Annotated in this window: 17 protein-coding genes, 1 tRNA gene and 1 pseudogene; 8 read left to right on the top strand and 11 right to left on the bottom strand. The window is 49.2% G+C overall.

Annotated features, from left to right (window positions below; translation table 11 throughout):
* Nucleotides 1–191: 191 nt before the first annotated feature.
* Nucleotides 192–1343 carry a transketolase C-terminal domain-containing protein gene (locus U5R06_14875; GenBank protein MDZ7724047.1) on the bottom strand — a complete coding sequence of 384 codons (1152 nt, stop codon included), beginning with the start codon at nt 1341–1343 and terminating at the stop codon, nt 192–194.
* Nucleotides 1255–2199, bottom strand: coding sequence for a hypothetical protein (locus tag U5R06_14870; protein MDZ7724046.1), 945 nt, complete (start codon nt 2197–2199; stop codon nt 1255–1257). Before U5R06_14870 ends, U5R06_14875 begins: the two co-directional genes overlap by 89 nt.
* A gap of 253 nt (nt 2200–2452) precedes the next feature.
* Here U5R06_14870 and gpmI point away from each other — a divergent pair.
* The 3 genes and pseudogenes from gpmI to U5R06_14855 all read left to right on the top strand — a co-directional run bounded on the left by gpmI (nt 2453) and on the right by U5R06_14855 (nt 5868).
* Nucleotides 2453–4074: pseudogene (gene gpmI / locus U5R06_14865) on the top strand (2,3-bisphosphoglycerate-independent phosphoglycerate mutase).
* Nucleotides 4075–4130: 56 nt separating this feature from the next.
* Entirely contained in the window at nt 4131–5429 is a 1299-nt protein-coding gene (locus tag U5R06_14860) for a pyridoxal phosphate-dependent aminotransferase (protein MDZ7724045.1), read from the top strand.
* Entirely contained in the window at nt 5362–5868 is a 507-nt protein-coding gene (locus U5R06_14855; GenBank protein ID MDZ7724044.1) for an archease, read from the top strand. Before U5R06_14860 ends, U5R06_14855 begins: the two co-directional genes overlap by 68 nt.
* Here U5R06_14855 and U5R06_14850 read toward each other — a convergent pair.
* Entirely contained in the window at nt 5865–6248 is a 384-nt protein-coding gene (locus tag U5R06_14850) for a response regulator (GenBank protein ID MDZ7724043.1), read from the bottom strand. The two genes, U5R06_14855 and U5R06_14850, sit on opposite strands and share 4 nt — an antisense overlap.
* A 466-nt stretch (nt 6249–6714) precedes the next feature.
* Between U5R06_14850 and U5R06_14845 the strand changes: the two genes are divergently transcribed.
* From U5R06_14845 to U5R06_14835, 3 genes are read left to right on the top strand one after another with little or no spacing between them, the layout of a single operon-like run.
* Entirely contained in the window at nt 6715–7071 is a 357-nt protein-coding gene (locus U5R06_14845; protein ID MDZ7724042.1) for a hypothetical protein, read from the top strand.
* The gene (locus U5R06_14840; GenBank protein MDZ7724041.1) at nt 7055–8209 is read left to right on the top strand and encodes a hypothetical protein; all 1155 of its coding nucleotides are present in this window, start codon (nt 7055–7057) and stop codon (nt 8207–8209) included. The genes U5R06_14845 and U5R06_14840 overlap by 17 nt, the downstream gene beginning before the upstream one ends.
* 13 nt (nt 8210–8222) lie before the next feature.
* Nucleotides 8223–8513, top strand: a complete 291-nt coding sequence (locus tag U5R06_14835; GenBank protein MDZ7724040.1) for a hypothetical protein — start codon at nt 8223–8225, stop codon at nt 8511–8513.
* 146 nt (nt 8514–8659) lie between these two features.
* Here the strand turns inward: U5R06_14835 and U5R06_14830 are convergent.
* The 7 genes from U5R06_14830 to acpS all read right to left on the bottom strand — a co-directional run bounded on the left by U5R06_14830 (nt 8660) and on the right by acpS (nt 12560).
* Nucleotides 8660–8744 (bottom strand) — tRNA-Leu (locus tag U5R06_14830).
* Nucleotides 8745–8841: 97 nt separating this feature from the next.
* The gene (locus U5R06_14825; protein ID MDZ7724039.1) at nt 8842–9612 is read right to left on the bottom strand and encodes an exodeoxyribonuclease III; all 771 of its coding nucleotides are present in this window, start codon (nt 9610–9612) and stop codon (nt 8842–8844) included.
* Between the two features lie 16 nt (nt 9613–9628).
* On the bottom strand, nt 9629–10240 hold the full coding sequence (locus tag U5R06_14820; protein MDZ7724038.1) for a hypothetical protein: 612 nt from the start codon (nt 10238–10240) through the stop codon (nt 9629–9631).
* A 27-nt stretch (nt 10241–10267) separates the two neighbouring features.
* Nucleotides 10268–10648, bottom strand: a complete 381-nt coding sequence (locus U5R06_14815) for a VanZ family protein (protein ID MDZ7724037.1) — start codon at nt 10646–10648, stop codon at nt 10268–10270.
* Nucleotides 10645–11946: an NAD(P)H-hydrate dehydratase gene (locus tag U5R06_14810; GenBank protein MDZ7724036.1), complete on the bottom strand. Its 1302-nt coding sequence runs from the start codon at nt 11944–11946 to the stop codon at nt 10645–10647. Before U5R06_14810 ends, U5R06_14815 begins: the two co-directional genes overlap by 4 nt.
* Nucleotides 11852–12184 carry an NAD(P)H-hydrate epimerase gene (locus U5R06_14805; protein ID MDZ7724035.1) on the bottom strand — a complete coding sequence of 111 codons (333 nt, stop codon included), beginning with the start codon at nt 12182–12184 and terminating at the stop codon, nt 11852–11854. Before U5R06_14805 ends, U5R06_14810 begins: the two co-directional genes overlap by 95 nt.
* A gap of 10 nt (nt 12185–12194) precedes the next feature.
* Nucleotides 12195–12560, bottom strand: a complete 366-nt coding sequence (acpS, locus tag U5R06_14800; protein ID MDZ7724034.1) for a holo-ACP synthase — start codon at nt 12558–12560, stop codon at nt 12195–12197.
* 126 nt (nt 12561–12686) lie between these two features.
* Here acpS and U5R06_14795 point away from each other — a divergent pair, with 126 nt between their 5' ends.
* Nucleotides 12687–13262, top strand: a complete 576-nt coding sequence (locus U5R06_14795; GenBank protein MDZ7724033.1) for a sigma-70 family RNA polymerase sigma factor — start codon at nt 12687–12689, stop codon at nt 13260–13262.
* 15 nt (nt 13263–13277) lie between these two features.
* On the opposite strand, the gene U5R06_14790 is transcribed toward U5R06_14795, so the two are convergent.
* The gene (locus tag U5R06_14790; protein ID MDZ7724032.1) at nt 13278–14294 is read right to left on the bottom strand and encodes a glycosyltransferase family 9 protein; all 1017 of its coding nucleotides are present in this window, start codon (nt 14292–14294) and stop codon (nt 13278–13280) included.
* A gap of 189 nt (nt 14295–14483) precedes the next feature.
* Between U5R06_14790 and U5R06_14785 the strand changes: the two genes are divergently transcribed.
* Nucleotides 14484–15464: a dihydroorotate dehydrogenase-like protein gene (locus U5R06_14785; protein ID MDZ7724031.1), complete on the top strand. Its 981-nt coding sequence runs from the start codon at nt 14484–14486 to the stop codon at nt 15462–15464.
* The last annotated feature ends 102 nt before the right edge of the window (nt 15465–15566 follow it).

Genomic DNA, 15566 nt, shown 5'->3' with positions numbered 1-15566 from the left:
AATTAAAATAATTTCAAGACGGAAAATGTAATATTAAGAAAAAATTCTAAAAAAGTGGGGATAAATTACTCATTGGGTAAAAAAGTACCAAACAACAGGCGATAAAAAAAAGAGAGCCTCTTCAGGCTCTCTTTTTGTCAATTTACAGGATCATATGAGAACGATCCGGATATTTCGGTTGCGACTCGGAATTACAGCAGCGCTTTTGCGCGTTTGACGATATTGTCGGGGGTCAGGCCGAAATGTTCAAACACCTTGGAATAGGGACCGCTTTTACCGAAAGCGTTCAAACTGAGAACATCGCCGTCTGCGCCCACCCATTCGGACCATCCCTGTGACACACCGGCTTCCACGGCCAGTCTGGCCTTGATTTTCGGCGGCAGAACCTCGTCACGGTAGGAATCGTTTTGCTGTCGAAAGAGTTCCCAGCTGGGCATGCTGACCACCCGGGCGTCAATGTTCGACGATTTCAGCTGCTTTTGAGCCTCCAGCACCAGGGGCACTTCGGATCCGGTGGCGATCAGAATCACGTCCGGTGTATTTCCGTCCTCTTTGCAAAGGATATAAGCGCCTTTCAGCACACCGCTTGCCGGAGCATAGGCGGCCTGGTCGATCACGGGCAGTTTTTGGCGGGTGAACAACAGCATGGTGGGACCATCGGTATTCTTTATTGCCGCTCGCCATGCCCAGGCTGTTTCATTGGCGTCTGCCGGACGAATGACGGTGAGTCCCGGGATACAGCGCAGAGCGGCCATATGCTCCACGGGCTGGTGGGTGGGACCGTCTTCACCGACACCGATTGAATCGTGTGTCATGACATAAATCGCCGGCACTTTCATGATGGCAGCCAGACGAATGGCCGGCCGCGCGTAATCGCTAAATACGAAAAAGGTGCTGGCAAAAGGACGCAGTCCGCCGTGCAGGGCTATGCCGGAGGTGGCGCCGCACATACCCAGTTCACGAACACCCCAGGCGATATTTTTGTTTTGATACGCGTTTTTGGCAACATAATCACTGTTTTCGATAAATGTTTTGGTCGACGGATTCAGATCTGCGCTGCCGCCGATCAGAAAGGGCACCTTATCGGCGATGGCGTTCATGACTTGACCGCCGATGTTGCGTGTGGCCTGCGGACCGTCTTCCGGTTTGTAGGCTTTGATTGCGCTGTCCCAGTCAGAAGCCAGGGTTCCGGAGACGGCGTTCTCAAACTGCTCGGCCAGTTCAGGATATTCTTTTTTGTAGCGGGCGAACAAGTCATTCCATTCTTTCTCTTTTGGCTTTACCCTTAATTTGAATATCAGACATGTGCTCGTATACTTGTTCCGGCACCCGGAACGTTTCATCTTCCGGCAGTCCGTAGAACTTTTTGGTTGCTTTGATTTCGTCTTCGCCCAGCGGTGCGCCGTGAACGGTGCTGGTGTCCTGCAATGTGGGCGCGCCGTAACCGATATGCGAGCGTATGATAACAAGTGAGGGTTTGCCGGTTTCGGATTTGGCTGTTTGAATGGCGTTTTTTAATGCGTCTGTATCATTGGCCTTTTCGCCGAGATTGATTACATGCCATCCGTAGGCCTCAAACCGTTTCTGGACATCATCAGAATAAGCAAGATCGGTTTTCCCCTCGATGGTGATATGATTATCATCGTAAAACCACATCAGCTTGCCCAGTCCCAGGTGTCCGGCTATGGCTGCCGCTTCATGCGACAAGCCTTCCATCAAATCACCGTCGCCGCAGAGAGCGTAGCTGTAATGATCGATCAGCTTAAATTCCTCTTTATTAAATATCGCCGCCAGGTGAGCTTCGGCAATGGCCATACCGACTGTATTGGCAATGCCCTGTCCGAGCGGACCGGTGGTGGTTTCAACGCCACCGCAGCAACCGACTTCCGGATGCCCCGGCGTGATGCTGCCGAGCTGGCGAAAGTTTTTTAAATCGTCCAGTGTTACATTGTATCCGCTCAGGTGTAGAATTGAATACAGCAGCATGGAAGCGTGGCCGGCTGAGAGGACGAATCGGTCGCGGTTGAACCAGTCCGGATTTCCCGGATTGTGGTTCATCACATCTTTATATAGCGTATAAGCCAAAGGGGCCATTGCCATGGGCGTGCCCGGGTGGCCGGATTTTGCTTTTTGCACACCATCCATCGACAAACTGCGAATGGTGTGGATTGCGAGTTCTTTGATTTCGAGAGATTTCATAACGGTCTCCATTTATAGTGATTTTCATGTTTGCATAATATGATAATTATAAAAATAGTAAATATTCTATGAAAAATCAATGTTTTACCGTTATGTGCCACTATTTTTCGGCACATAACGGTTACCTAAATCGGTTTTGAGGCTGAGACCGTTCCGAATCGCTGTTCCGCGGCAATTAGACATTTGAATTTTCTGAAAGAATGCTTAAATTGACATTTATCTCAAAATCAGGATACTAAACATAGAGGACAATATGGAATTTGCATTAAAATCTTTGAATAGAACACCCAAAGGCCCCGTTTTGTTGATTATTATGGACGGTGTCGGTCTGGGCAAGTCCTATCCCGGCAATGCGGTTGAACAGGCAAATATGCCGGTTTTCAAATCTTTGTTAAAAGAGCCTTTGTTCGCCAAACTGCAGGCGCATGGGACGGCGGTCGGCCTGCCCACGGACCAGGATATGGGAAACAGTGAAGTCGGCCATAATGCGCTGGGAGCCGGACGCGTGTTTGCTCAGGGGCGGAGCTGGTCAACCGTTCTATTGACTCGGGTGATATTTTTAAAAGCGATGTCTGGCAAACCGTGATCGAGCGCTCGGAAAAGGGCGGCATTCTGCATTTTCTGGGATTGTTATCCGATGGCAATGTACATTCACACATCGATCATCTGTTTGCCATGATCAAAAAAGCCGCGGAACAGGGTGTCAAATCGCTGCGTGTACATGCTCTGCTGGACGGCCGTGATGTCGGCGAGCGGACCGCGTTGAACTACATTCGTCCGACTCGGGACTTGCTGGATTCTATTTCAAAGGAAAAAGGCTATGATTATCAGATCGCATCCGGCGGCGGCCGCATGGTGACCACCATGGACCGCTATGAAGCGGACTGGGATGTGGTCAAACGCGGCTGGGACACGCATGTGCTGGGCAAGGGAGAAACCTTTTCGTCCGCTGAAAAAGCGATTCAGACATTATATGACCGGGATTCGGACATTACCGATCAGTATCTGGGACAATTTGTCGTTGCCGATAAAGACGGAAAACCCGTGGGTTCCATAGAGGACGGCGACAGTGTGATCAATTTCAATTTTCGCGGCGACCGCGCCATTGAAATTTCCCGGGCTTTTGATGAAGACGGATTTGATCAATTCGAGCGCGAGCGAGTCCCCGAGGTCATGTACGCCGGCATGATGGAATACGACGGCGATCTTCATATCCCCAAAAATTTTGTCGTGGCGCCGCCCAAAATCGATCGAACCATTTCCCAGTACCTGGTGTCCGCCGGCGTCAAAATGTTTGCCATTTCCGAGACGCAGAAATTCGGGCATGTCACCTATTTCTGGAACGGCAACCGTTCCGGTTATATTGACAAATCGCTGGAAACTTATGTGGAAATTCCTTCCGACCGGATCGAGTTTGACAAAGCGCCGAAAATGAAAGCTGTTGAAATTACAGACAAGACCATCGAACTGCTGCGCAGCGGTGACTATCAGTTTGGTCGTTTGAATTTTGCCAACGGCGATATGGTCGGACATACCGGCAAACTCGATGCTGCTGTAATCGCCATGCAGACCGTAGACGAATGCGTGGGACGGCTTCTTGAGACGGTCCGGGAACTAAACGGTATCGCCGTGGTCACGGCTGATCACGGCAATTCTGAAGAAATGTACACCGAAAAAGACGGCAAACGCGATCCGAAAACGGCACACACGTTGAATCCCGTGCCGTTTATTATTGTTGATTCAAACAACAGCGGCGAATACGAAATGGATAGTGTGGAAAATCCGGGTTTGACGAATATAGCCGCAACATTGCTGAATCTTTTGGGTTATGAGAAACCGGAAGAATATGATGATTCGTTGATTCGTTTCAAGTAAAAGGCAGCCGGACCGTTGCGGCCGTCTGGTGTGTTTATAACAACATTGAGGATAAAATGCGTCGAAACATTGTTCATGAAGGTGCTGAACAGCTGACTTATGAAATACGGGAGATTGTCGCCATCGCCCATCAGATCAAAGATTTAGGCATGGAAATCTCCTGGGAGAATATCGGAGATCCGGTGCAAAAAGGTGAGAAACTTCCGGACTGGATCAAACAGAAAATATCCGATCTTGTGCTGCAGGACCAGACTTATAGCTATGTGGATACTCAGGGCACACCGTCCACCCGGAAATTTTTGGCGGATATTGTCAACGAGCGCGGCGGCTGTCAAATTACCCCTGATGATATTATTTTCTTCAATGGACTCGGTGATGCCGTGACGCGTTTGTTTGGTTTTCTGAAACGCGAAGCGCGGGTCATTGGACCCTCTCCTGCGTATTCCACTCATTCATCAGCCGAAGCGGCGCATTCCGGTTATGAGCATCTGACTTATGAACTGGATCCTCAGAATGAATGGATGCCGGATCTGCAGGACCTGGAAAATAAAGTCAAGTATAATGATTCCATTGCCGGTATTCTGATGATCAATCCGGATAATCCGACCGGAGCCGTGTATCCGCGTTCGGTTCTGGAGGCAATCGTAGATATCGCCCGCAGATACCGTGTATTTGTCATGTGCGACGAGATCTATGCGCATATTGTCTACAATAATGCTGAAACGATTCATCTCAGTGAGGTGATCGGCGACGTGCCGGGACTGGCTTTGCGCGGCATCTCCAAAGAATTGCCGTGGCCCGGCGGACGCTGCGGCTGGATCGAAGTGTTCAATCAGAACAATTATCCCGTGTTTCAGCGCTATATCAAGAGTGTGGTGAACGCCAAAATGCTCGAGGTGTGTTCGACCAGTCTGCCCCAGCGCGCAATCCCGCTGATCATCGGAGATCCCCGTTATGAAGGACATCTTGAGCGCCGTAAAAAAATGTTTGAACGGCGCGCCAATGAAGCTTATGATGTGTTTTCCAAAGTCGATGGCATCACCGTTAACCGCACCAAAGGCGCGTTTTACATGGCCGTTTTGTTTGATGACGGTGTTTTGAACAACAAACAGACGCTGCCGATCGAAAATGAGGCCATACAACAACGGGTTGAGGAACAAGTCGAGACGGTCGCCCCGGATAAACGTTTTGTTTATTACCTGCTGGGCGCGACCGGTATCTGCGTCGTACCGTTGACCGGATTTTGCTGTAGCAAGCAGGGATTCCGGTTGACATTACTGGAAACGGATGATGAAAAGCGCAGCTGGATTATGCGCACGATTGCGGAAAGCATCCAAACGTATCTGGCATCCTGAACGGGGTCCTATGGACTATTCCGATCTCCCGCAGGGTGTGAGCCTGCTGGAACATACCGGTGACATCGGCATTGAGGTGCGCGCCGAATCGCCCGAGTCCCTGTTCGTTCAGGCAGCAAAGGCGATGTTTTACATCATGCTGGAGACGGATCATCCTCAAATAAAAAAGCGCAAACGGATTTCTGTGACAGGGGAGGACCGGGAACAGCTGCTGGTGAACTGGCTTTCTGAACTGAATTTTCTCGCAGAGACCGAGGGATTCCGCCCTGTTGATTATTTCGTGTCCGAGCTGACCGATACCGCGATCACCTGCAGAGTAGCGGCCGGCCGTTTGAATGCAGATCTCTACAAAACGCAGATCAAGGCTGTAACCTTTCATAAACTGACCATCCGGCAGAAAGACGATCACTGGTACGCGCGCGTCATTTTTGATATCTAACGCGCCGCCTGCAGGGTTTCTTTTACCTTGGTTAACAAGCTTTTGACATTAAACGGTTTCTGGATGAATTGATAGCCGTTGTTTTGAATATCCGACAAATGAACATCTTCTTCGTCATATCCACTGCACATCAAGATGGCCAGATCGGATTTTTCCTGTAAAAAATTATTGACAAGATCAATCCCGCGGGTATCCGGAAGAACCACATCGCAGAGGACCATGGCCAGTTCATCTTTGTGCTTGTTGAACTCTTCCTCGCCTGTTTCGCCGTCTTTTGCCACATATACGGTGTATCCGTTGCGCTGCAGTATATCGTGTGATATTTTCCTGACGGTCTGTTCATCCTCAATGAGAAGGATGCCTTGATTATCACCGCTCAAATTGTTAATACTGACCTCCTTTTTTTGGCTTTGCCGCCGCCCGCCGGTAAATAAACGTCAAATACCGTGACTTTACCCGGATCGGAAATAAGGGTAATCCAGCCATTGTGCTTTTTCGGATTCTATCCTGTTTTCGCTAATTTTCTAAATTTCGCCTCACTCTGACTTGATTTCTGCTCTGTTTGTTGCTGTTTTTCACGTGTGCGAACGCTAAAGATCACGTCATTGATAATGTTTTGCACTACCTGACGTTCTTTTTGGTCAAACGTCTGGCGTTCCTGTGCCTGAACAGCCAGCAACCCTGTTACTTGTTAAAGTATAGTAAAATTAAAACATGAATAAAAGGGAAAAATATTTCATTTTTGATCAGGAAAAAAATATTAAAAGCACTTGAAAATTTGCATGGTTGTGATTATATTTTTTCTGAATAAAGGGGTGATCTTGACTAACCTGAAAGGGGAGATACATGTGGTCAAAGAAAAACCGAGTCTGTAAAACATTATGGTTCACATTATACTCACTTGATCAGTCACAGCTGCTGTTTTCGGAATCCGGAGGTGTGCGCATGCGTGAGCTCTTTTTTTGGAACAGCGCTGCGGATGAGCAAATACGTCGGGCTGCTGCCAAAGCATTGGCCGATCAGATAGATGATACTTTTATCCGGCTGCGACGTGCTGCTTATCATCAGGGCGTTGATTCTTCAGCGGCGCGTTTTATGCTAAAAACGTGTTTGTCGGATGGTGATCTGACTCTGACTGTGCTGGCGGACAAAGTTGATGAGTATTATAAATTTCGGAGGGAGGGGTATGCGGAAAACGAGTAAATGGCTGCTGCTTTTGGGTTTTGTGCTGTTTTCAATGCCACTGGCGGCCCAGACATCATTGAACAGTGTCCTGCAGGATTTGTCCGGGTTGACCGGTCTATCAAAGGATACATTGAAAACGCTGCTCAAGACAGCGGAACTGGATACGGCCATTGATTCGCCGGTCTCCCAATCAGGCGAACATCCGCTTGCAGTGCTGAAGGATCTGAAACTCGACTTTAAAACCGTCGATTCCGATCTTGCCGAACATCCGATATTGGCCGTAGATTATCAATATGAAAGAGAATGGCAGACACCGTTTCCTGCAAGCCGGCCCGGCCGTTTATCTGATATGGGGATGTCCCTGTTTGCTGACGGTTCACTGACCCCTGAACTGCGGAACAATCCGGAAAACTATCATAATTTCGGAATTTCCGGATTTTACGACTGTTCCGGGACAATATTGTTAACGGGTTCAGATACGCTGATGGCGGATATTTACAATCGACTGGAAGATTTTGCGGTGGAACTTGTAGATCGGGAAACCTTGAAAAACAGCGTGCCGATGCTGTTGGCATTGAAAACCCTGCGTTCAAATTTGCCTGTGCAGCGTTATTTCCGGCTTGGCGGAACTGTTGGACTCGAAACCAGCCGTGATTTTGGCCAAAAGCATATTTACGCAGGAACGCATGCGTTCTATACGATAAACGCGTGGAATCCCGGCTCAGCCTGGGCAAAGTACAATGTGGTGGACTGGCCGTTCGCCTTGTTAAGACTTGTTAACGGCACAGATCGCACCTTCAAGCCGAGCGGGCTGGCTTTTCCCGGGCTGCTCGCCGGCCTGGACTGGGTATATGCGGGAAAAGACAGTGTCTATCAGGTGTTGGATGCGAGAGAACAATTTTTACGCACACGAGTTTTAATTTCGCTAAAATCAAAGATCAGTGATCATTCGGCACTGGAAACCTGCTGGCAGGTCTACTGGCAGCCGGGAGCAGCCGCAGTAATCCGCAAACAGGACATGCACCTGCACTCGTTGCTGTCGTTTGTACTGCGGCTGCAGGGCGGGATGTATATCAGCTATAGCACAGGCAAACTTCCGTTTGACCGCCGTGCCGACCAGCGTTATGAAATCGGACTGAGCTACAAGTTTAAATAAATGTTAACCGATCATGATTGAGTTTTACTCGGTCATGGAATCGGTTCTGCGTGACGCTCAGCTCTTGAACGAACTGAAACAGATGCATGAACATATTCATGAAAAACACAAACCGGTTCAAGAGTGGATCGATGAAATGGAAAAACAGTATCTGAATGTAACGGGGGTGGTGCATGATGCATTCGAATATCAATTTGTGAGTGCGGACGCCTTTTTCTATCATTTTTTATTAGACTGGCTTTTCTCGACAGCTAAAAGGCGTTCATACCTGAAAACCGGCGGGAAGAGATATTCAGCAGTATAGAATCCCGGTTAAATGATTCGGTTGATGCCAATGGTATACGTTTACAGGTGCCGTTTGTGGTCATTGACAGCGAACGGCGGTCTTTGGCCTGATACCTTGATCGGGTCGGGGCATAAAAAAACCCGGTTTGAAACAACCGGGTTGTGTGCCGAAGGTGGGATTCGAACCCACACGAGCACAATGCTCACACGGCCCTGAACCGTGCGCGTCTGCCAGTTTCACCACTTCGGCATATCTTTCATGTAAAGCTTTATAATATAATATATTTTTAAATGTGACGCAAGAATTTTCTGCATGAAATTTAAAAAAACGGGATATGATCCGGGTTTTAAACGTCCAGTGTCAGTGAAATCGGACAGTGATCCGAACCGGGGACGTCTGTATGAATCTCAGCCTGTTTGACCCGGCCTGCCAGGTCCTCGCTCACCAGAAAATAATCAATACGCCAGCCGATATTGCGTGCGCGCGCGTTAAAACGATAGGTCCACCATGTGTAATGATCCGGTTCATCCGGATGCTGTTGTCTGAACACATCGACAAATCCTGCTTTTAGGTAGCGGTCAATCCATTCTCGTTCCACCGGCAGAAATCCCGATGTATCCTGATTGCCTTTGGGGTTTTTCAGGTCGATCTCTGTATGCGCGGTATTAAAATCTCCTCCGATAATCAGTCTGTGCCCCTCTTTGCGCATGGCGGAACAGAGATCGAGCGTTGTTTCATAAAAATCGAGTTTATAATCAAGCCTGGCTTTATCACGCTGTCCGTTCGGGAAATAAATATTCAAAAAAGTAAATTCGGGAAATTCCGAAAGGATCACCCGGCCCTCATTGTCAAATTGCTCAAATCCGAGTCCGTGTTCGGTGGAGAGAGGTTTGGGTTTGGCAAAGGTGGCCACACCGCTGTAGCCTTTGCGTTGCGCCGCATTCCATTCCAGATGGTAGCCGTGATCATCAGATAAATGCGGTTCCGCCTGTTCCCATGTGGCTTTGGTTTCCTGAATGCCGAGCAGATCCGGTTGATATTGCTTGAGAAACTCGTTAAATCCTTTGCGCGTCGCAGCGCGAATACCGTTGACGTTCCATGAGAGTATGCGAAACATGAGTCTCCTTTTCCGGTTAGAATGGCCAGACGGAAAGACCGAGTGCAAATCGATAGCCGCCGATGCTGCGGGATTCAAATCCGCTTCGATCCCGCTCTCCGCCGGATGAAATGCTGATTTTCAGATACAGGGTTGCTGTTTCATGGACTTTATAATCAGCTCCGATATCCATGTAAAATCCCTGACCCCGGTCACTGGAATAAATGCGCACGGGGTCTTTTTCGTCAATGTGGTAGAGGGCAAATCCAAATCCGTAAAACGATCCCCATTTTTCCTGACGCAGGGGATGCATTTGTACACCGATTTTGTACCAGTTTTCCCGCCAATGCGGTTCAGCAGGTTCTTCGGTGTAGGTTGGATACACATTTGGCTTGCCGTCTTTATTAAATTGACCAAAAGAAAATGTTGCATAATAGTACGAATACACCCGAACTCCGGCTGTCGCACTATAGCTTGGCCCCCAGCGGTCTGTGTAAAACTCTTTAAAATCAGAGTGTGAAATTCGGAACAGTCCCGCATCGCCTCCTAAAAACAGACGGGGCGGCGTGGGTTCCTCAAACCATGCCGGTGTTTGTGCAAATCCAGTGGAAAAAATTATGACCAACATGATGCCTGTTAATTGTTTCATATCAGCTTCCTGTCAAAAAAACATTTTTTATTCCGGTTTGACGAGTGGTTGTATTATTTTTACAAACACAATTTGAGCGGCGATTATGCCGACAATATCTGCCGCTGCGTCGGCGATATCGCCGAATCGGCCGGGTATAAATATTTGATGGATTTCATCAAATAGAGCAAAGCCGACTGTGATCAGGGTCGATACAATCATGTGCTGTTTGAGTTCTTCTTTCCGGTAACGGGTCAGGGCCCGGCTGACCAGAACTGCAAAAACAAAATACACGCCCGCATGCAGAATTTTATCCATCGGCATAAAGCCGGCTTGAGGAATTTTCACCTTGGGGTAAGAGGTCATAACCAGAATGAACATTCCCCATAACCATGCCGGAAGAGTCCAGCGAGAAAAAAGTTGTTTCATCGGGTTTCGGTTTCCTGTTTGATGGCCAATGCCACGTTATTCATAATATCGCATGCCGTCATTCCGGCGCTGCCGGTTTGCTGTGCGGCCAGATCACCTGCCAAACCGTGCAGGTAAACGCCAAGAGCTGCTGCTGTCGCTGGCGCAAGCCCCTGCGCCGACAGACCGCTGATGATACCGGTCAGAACATCTCCGCTTCCTGCGGTTGCCATGCCCGCATTGCCGGTGGGATTGATGAAAACATGTCCTTCAGCTGTGGCGGTCACAGTGGGTGCGCCCTTGAGTACAACCGTACACTGAAATTTTGCCGCGGTATCACGGGCGGTTGCGATTCGATCCCGGATCAGGTCGGGTACCGGTGTATTGAGCAGACGGGAGAGTTCACCGGGATGCGGGGTGATCACCAGATCACCTTGATAGTTTTTGAGTTTTTCCGTATGACCCGCACAGACGTTCAAGCCGTCTGCATCCAGAATGAGCGGTTTATCCTGTTCCTGGAGTATTTGGTGCACCAGTTTGGCTGTTTCCTTGTGCTGTCCCAGTCCCGGCCCTACTGCCAGTACATCTTTGTCTTTGATTTCCGTCATCAGCTCGGCGGCGCAGCCGGCATGCAGATAACCCAATCTCGCATCATCCATGGGCAGTGTGATCACTTCGGGCAATTGCGATTCGAGAATCGCGTTGATCCGGGCCGGTGCGATCAGAAATGTCATACCGGCACCGGCGCGCAGGGTTGAAAAGCTGCTCATCACCGCTGCTCCGGTCAGGCCGGTGGAACCGGCGATGACCGCGACGGTGCCGCATTTGTTTTTATATGTATCTTTGGAGCGCACCGGCAGCAGAGCGCGGATATCCGCGCGATCGTATTGATACACACCGGTATCCCGCTCCCGGATCACCTGCGCCGGCATGCTGATGTCTATGATGTCCGTGCGCCCGGCGTGTTCCCGGCCCGGTGAGAACAAAAGACCGCGTTTCAGCAGCGCCATGGTCGCCGTGACATCCGCCCGGACCGCCGGTCCTTTTACAATGCCTGTATCTGTGTTGACTCCGGTGGGGATATCGACCGATAATACCGGATATCCGGCCGAGTTGATCACATCTGCACACTCGGCAATCAAGCCGCGCAGCGCGCCCTTGACACCGGTGCCCAATAATGCATCCACCACCAGATCGGCGCGCGGCAGCGAGTCCGGGGCGCGGTTAAGAAACTGCACCGGATGCATGTTTTTCAAAATATCCAGATTGGTGCGCGCGTCCCCCTTTATTTTTTCCTCGGGAACCGCGGCGTACAGCATGAACCCGGGCGCCGTGATTCAGGCAATGCCGGGCGACTACAAAGCCATCGCCGCCGTTATTACCTGGTCCGCAAAACACTGCAAGGGTCTTTCCTTTCAGACCGTTCAGCATGCGCCGTGCGCTGTCTGTGATGCCGCGGCCTGCGTTTTCCATCAACAGGACCCCGGGGATCTTGCAGTCTTTAATGGCTGTTTGGTCCATCGCAGCCATTTCTTTTGCAGTGGCGATCGTTTTCATAATACCCTCTCTATTCAATAATTACAATGGCAACAGCATTGCTTGCGCTGTGGGAAAGACTGATGTGTATACTGCGGTCTTTTAAAGTTTCAGCCAGCCTGCCTTTGGGAACCAGCCGGGGACGTCCCGTTTCATCATTGAGGATTTCGGCTGCATGCCAGCCGGCGTCTTTTTGTTCATCAGGCGGCAGGCATTTGTAAAAGGCTTCTTTGGCAGCGAACCGGACGGCAATAGACGCGGTTTTTATCCGGTGCTGATAACAATACTCCAGTTCCAGAGGGGTTAAAATACGAGCGGTAAATTTTTTACCCCATTTTTGGGTAATACGCTCGAACCGCTCAAGATCAACGCTGTCGATGCCGATGCCGTAAATCATGTTTTCCTTTTCCGTTTACCAACACCAAATTACAATTTCGAACGTTTATTTGCAACAACTTTTCCTTGATTATTTTCTTTAGAACATGTAAGTTGTTGAAAATTATAATAAACATGTGAAAGCACTATGTCGACGGATATTTCTCAACTCATTGAACGCGCTCTGCAGGATGATCAACAGGCTTTTACGGAAATTGTGAATCGCTACCGCAGACAAATATACCATTTTATCTATCGAATGGTTAAGGATGATGCGCAGGCTCAGGATTTGACGCAGGAAACCTTTATAAAAGCGTTTCGTGCCCTGGCCTCGTTCAACTCTAATTATGCCTTTACCACCTGGCTGTACAAGATTGCATCCAATAACTGTATTGATCATTTTCGCAAAAAACGGTTGAGTACCTATTCTCTGGATACCCCGATAAAATCCAAAGACGGTGATTTGAAACGCGATTTTGCGGCGTCCGATCAGGGGCCGGAATCCGAAATGATCTCCAGGGAGAAAGAAAATCAGATCGAGACCGCTATCAATTCCTTGCCCGAGAAATACCGCGAGGCCATTTTGCTGCGTCATACCAAAGACAAATCTTATGAAGAAATTGCCGAGATGCTAAATGTGCCGCTGGGAACAGTCAAGGTGCGTATATTCAGGGCTCGTGAAATGTTGAAACGCCAGTTAAAAGAACAGATGCGCCGGGGGTAGGGTTCAAAAATCGGGTCAGGTTGCTTTTAACTGTGCGGCCGCCGCCTGATAGACATCATTGACACTCAGATCCAGCATACATCGGAAATGACCTTTGGGACAGTGCCGGCGCCCCATATGCGTACAGGGACGACAGGCGAGACCGGGATGTTCGATGATCCGGCCGTTTATCGGGAAAAAACCGAGTTCCCGGGTTGTGCAGCCGAATATGGCCGCGACTTTAACGCACAGGGCCGTGGCCATATGCATCAGTCCCGTATCATTGCAGAGCAAAAGATCACAGTTACGCATGGCCGCGGCTGTTTCCGTCAGCGTGCAGTACCCGGCCAGATCCCACACATCCTCCTGCAGCCCCTCCTGTATCCGTTGAGTGAGGCTGCGGTCGTTTTTGTCGCCAAACAGCAGGATCTGTGCCTTGTGTTTCGCCTGCAGCTGCTGACAGACGGCGGTAAACCGATCCGCCGGCCAGCGCTTGGTCGGGAATCCCGCTCCGGCGGCAACGCCTACGGTCAGACGCGTCTGATCAAATCCCCGGGCGGTCAATCGCGCGTTCATTTGGTGTTGCATGCTTTCCGGAATCGACAGTTCCAGCCCCTGTCCGTCGTCTTTGACACCAAAATCCGCAATGCTCTGAATATAGCGCAGATGCACCGGAATGATCCGGCGGTAAAAGTTCAGACGTGTATGCACCAGCCAGAAGCGTTTCCACTTGTATTTTTTATATTTGTAATGCTTTACACCCAGCCCGGCTCTTGTATAACGGCTGCGCAGGTTATTGTGAATGTCTATGACCACGTCATAGTCATGGGAGCGAATTTCCGACTTTAAGGATTTCAGATTCTTGAATGTTCCCCCGGATTTTAGCGTGTGCATCCGGTTGATATGCGGATTGTGTTGCAAAAGGGGAGCAAACTGTTCCTTGATGGCGAATCCGATGTCCGCCCGGGGATACGTCTGTCGCAAACTGCGAAGCAGCGGCGTGGTGAGCAGGATGTCTCCGATGGAACTGAATCGGATGACCAGGAATTTCATTGCGGTTGCTCCTCGAATGACTGTTTATTTTCTGCAAATGTAGGGAATTATTGCCAGTATTGCAAGGTTTGATAAAAGGCAGGTGAACCGTGTGTTTTGATAAACCGTGCTTTCAGGCTATTATATCTTGCATTTCATGCATAAAATGTTCATATTTTAAAAATTTATGAAAAATACAAGGAGTGCGGAATGCCGAGTTTACAGACGCAATATTTGCATTTAAAGCTGGATAATCCGATCATTGTAGCCAGCAGCGGCCTGACGAAATCAGTTGAAAAGATCAGGGAATGTGAAGAGGCGGGAGCCGGGGCCGTAGTGATTAAGAGTATGTTCGAAGAGGTATTGGCCCAAGAAGATTATGGAATCGCCGCCAGCGCCGGATATCATACCGAAGCCATCGATTATTTACGATCCGAGCTGGAAATGCAATACGGTCCGGAAGAATACTGTCATATTATCCGCGAGGCCAGGGACAGCGTTAAAATTCCGGTGATTGCCAGCATCAACTGTGTCTCTGACAAATGGTGGCCGCAATTTGCGAAAAAGGTGCAGGATGCGGGCGCCCACGCACTTGAATTAAATGTATTCAAAACCGCCACAAAAGCGGATCTGTCACCTGAACAACTGGAAGCTCTTTATTTTGATATCCTTGAACAGGTCAAAAAAAGCGTTGATATCCCGGTGGCGTTAAAGATCGGAAGCAATTTTTCTTCACTGCCGAATTTTGCCGCGAATCTGGTCAAGCGCGGGGCGGACGGACTGGTTTTGTTCAACCGGTTCACCCAGACGGATATTGATATCAAATCCATGAAACTGAAAACCACATTCAGTTTCAGTTCTGCGGATGAAATGCGGCGCATCCTGCGCTGGACCGCTATTCTTTCCGGACAGGTCAATTGCGATTTTTCGGCCACCACGGGCGTTAAAACCGGCAGTGATGTTGTCAAGCTGATACTGGCCGGCGCATCCGCGGTTCAGGTGGCTTCTCTGTTTTATAACAAGGGCCTTTCCATGATCGGGTCCATGAAAAAAGAGATCGAACAGTGGATGGCTGATAAAAATATAAAATCCATTGATGATTTTAAAGGCCGGTTGAGTTTTTCCGAAAGCGGCGAAACCGACCAGTACCTGCGCGTGCAGTTTATGGAAAAGATACGCGGGGTTGAATGAAAAGCACAACTTTATGAATAGTCAGTAGCTGAATTCTTTTATGATTTTATCAGAAAAGATACCCGGCTATTTGCGCATCGGCACCTGCAGCTGGAAATACCG

It is taken from the genome of candidate division KSB1 bacterium (assembly GCA_034521575.1).
Classification (GTDB): domain Bacteria; phylum Zhuqueibacterota; class Zhuqueibacteria; order Residuimicrobiales; family Krinioviventaceae; genus JAXHMJ01.
The sequence above is the reverse complement of the archived record's forward strand: the minus strand, read 5'-3'. Positions and strand labels throughout refer to the sequence as shown.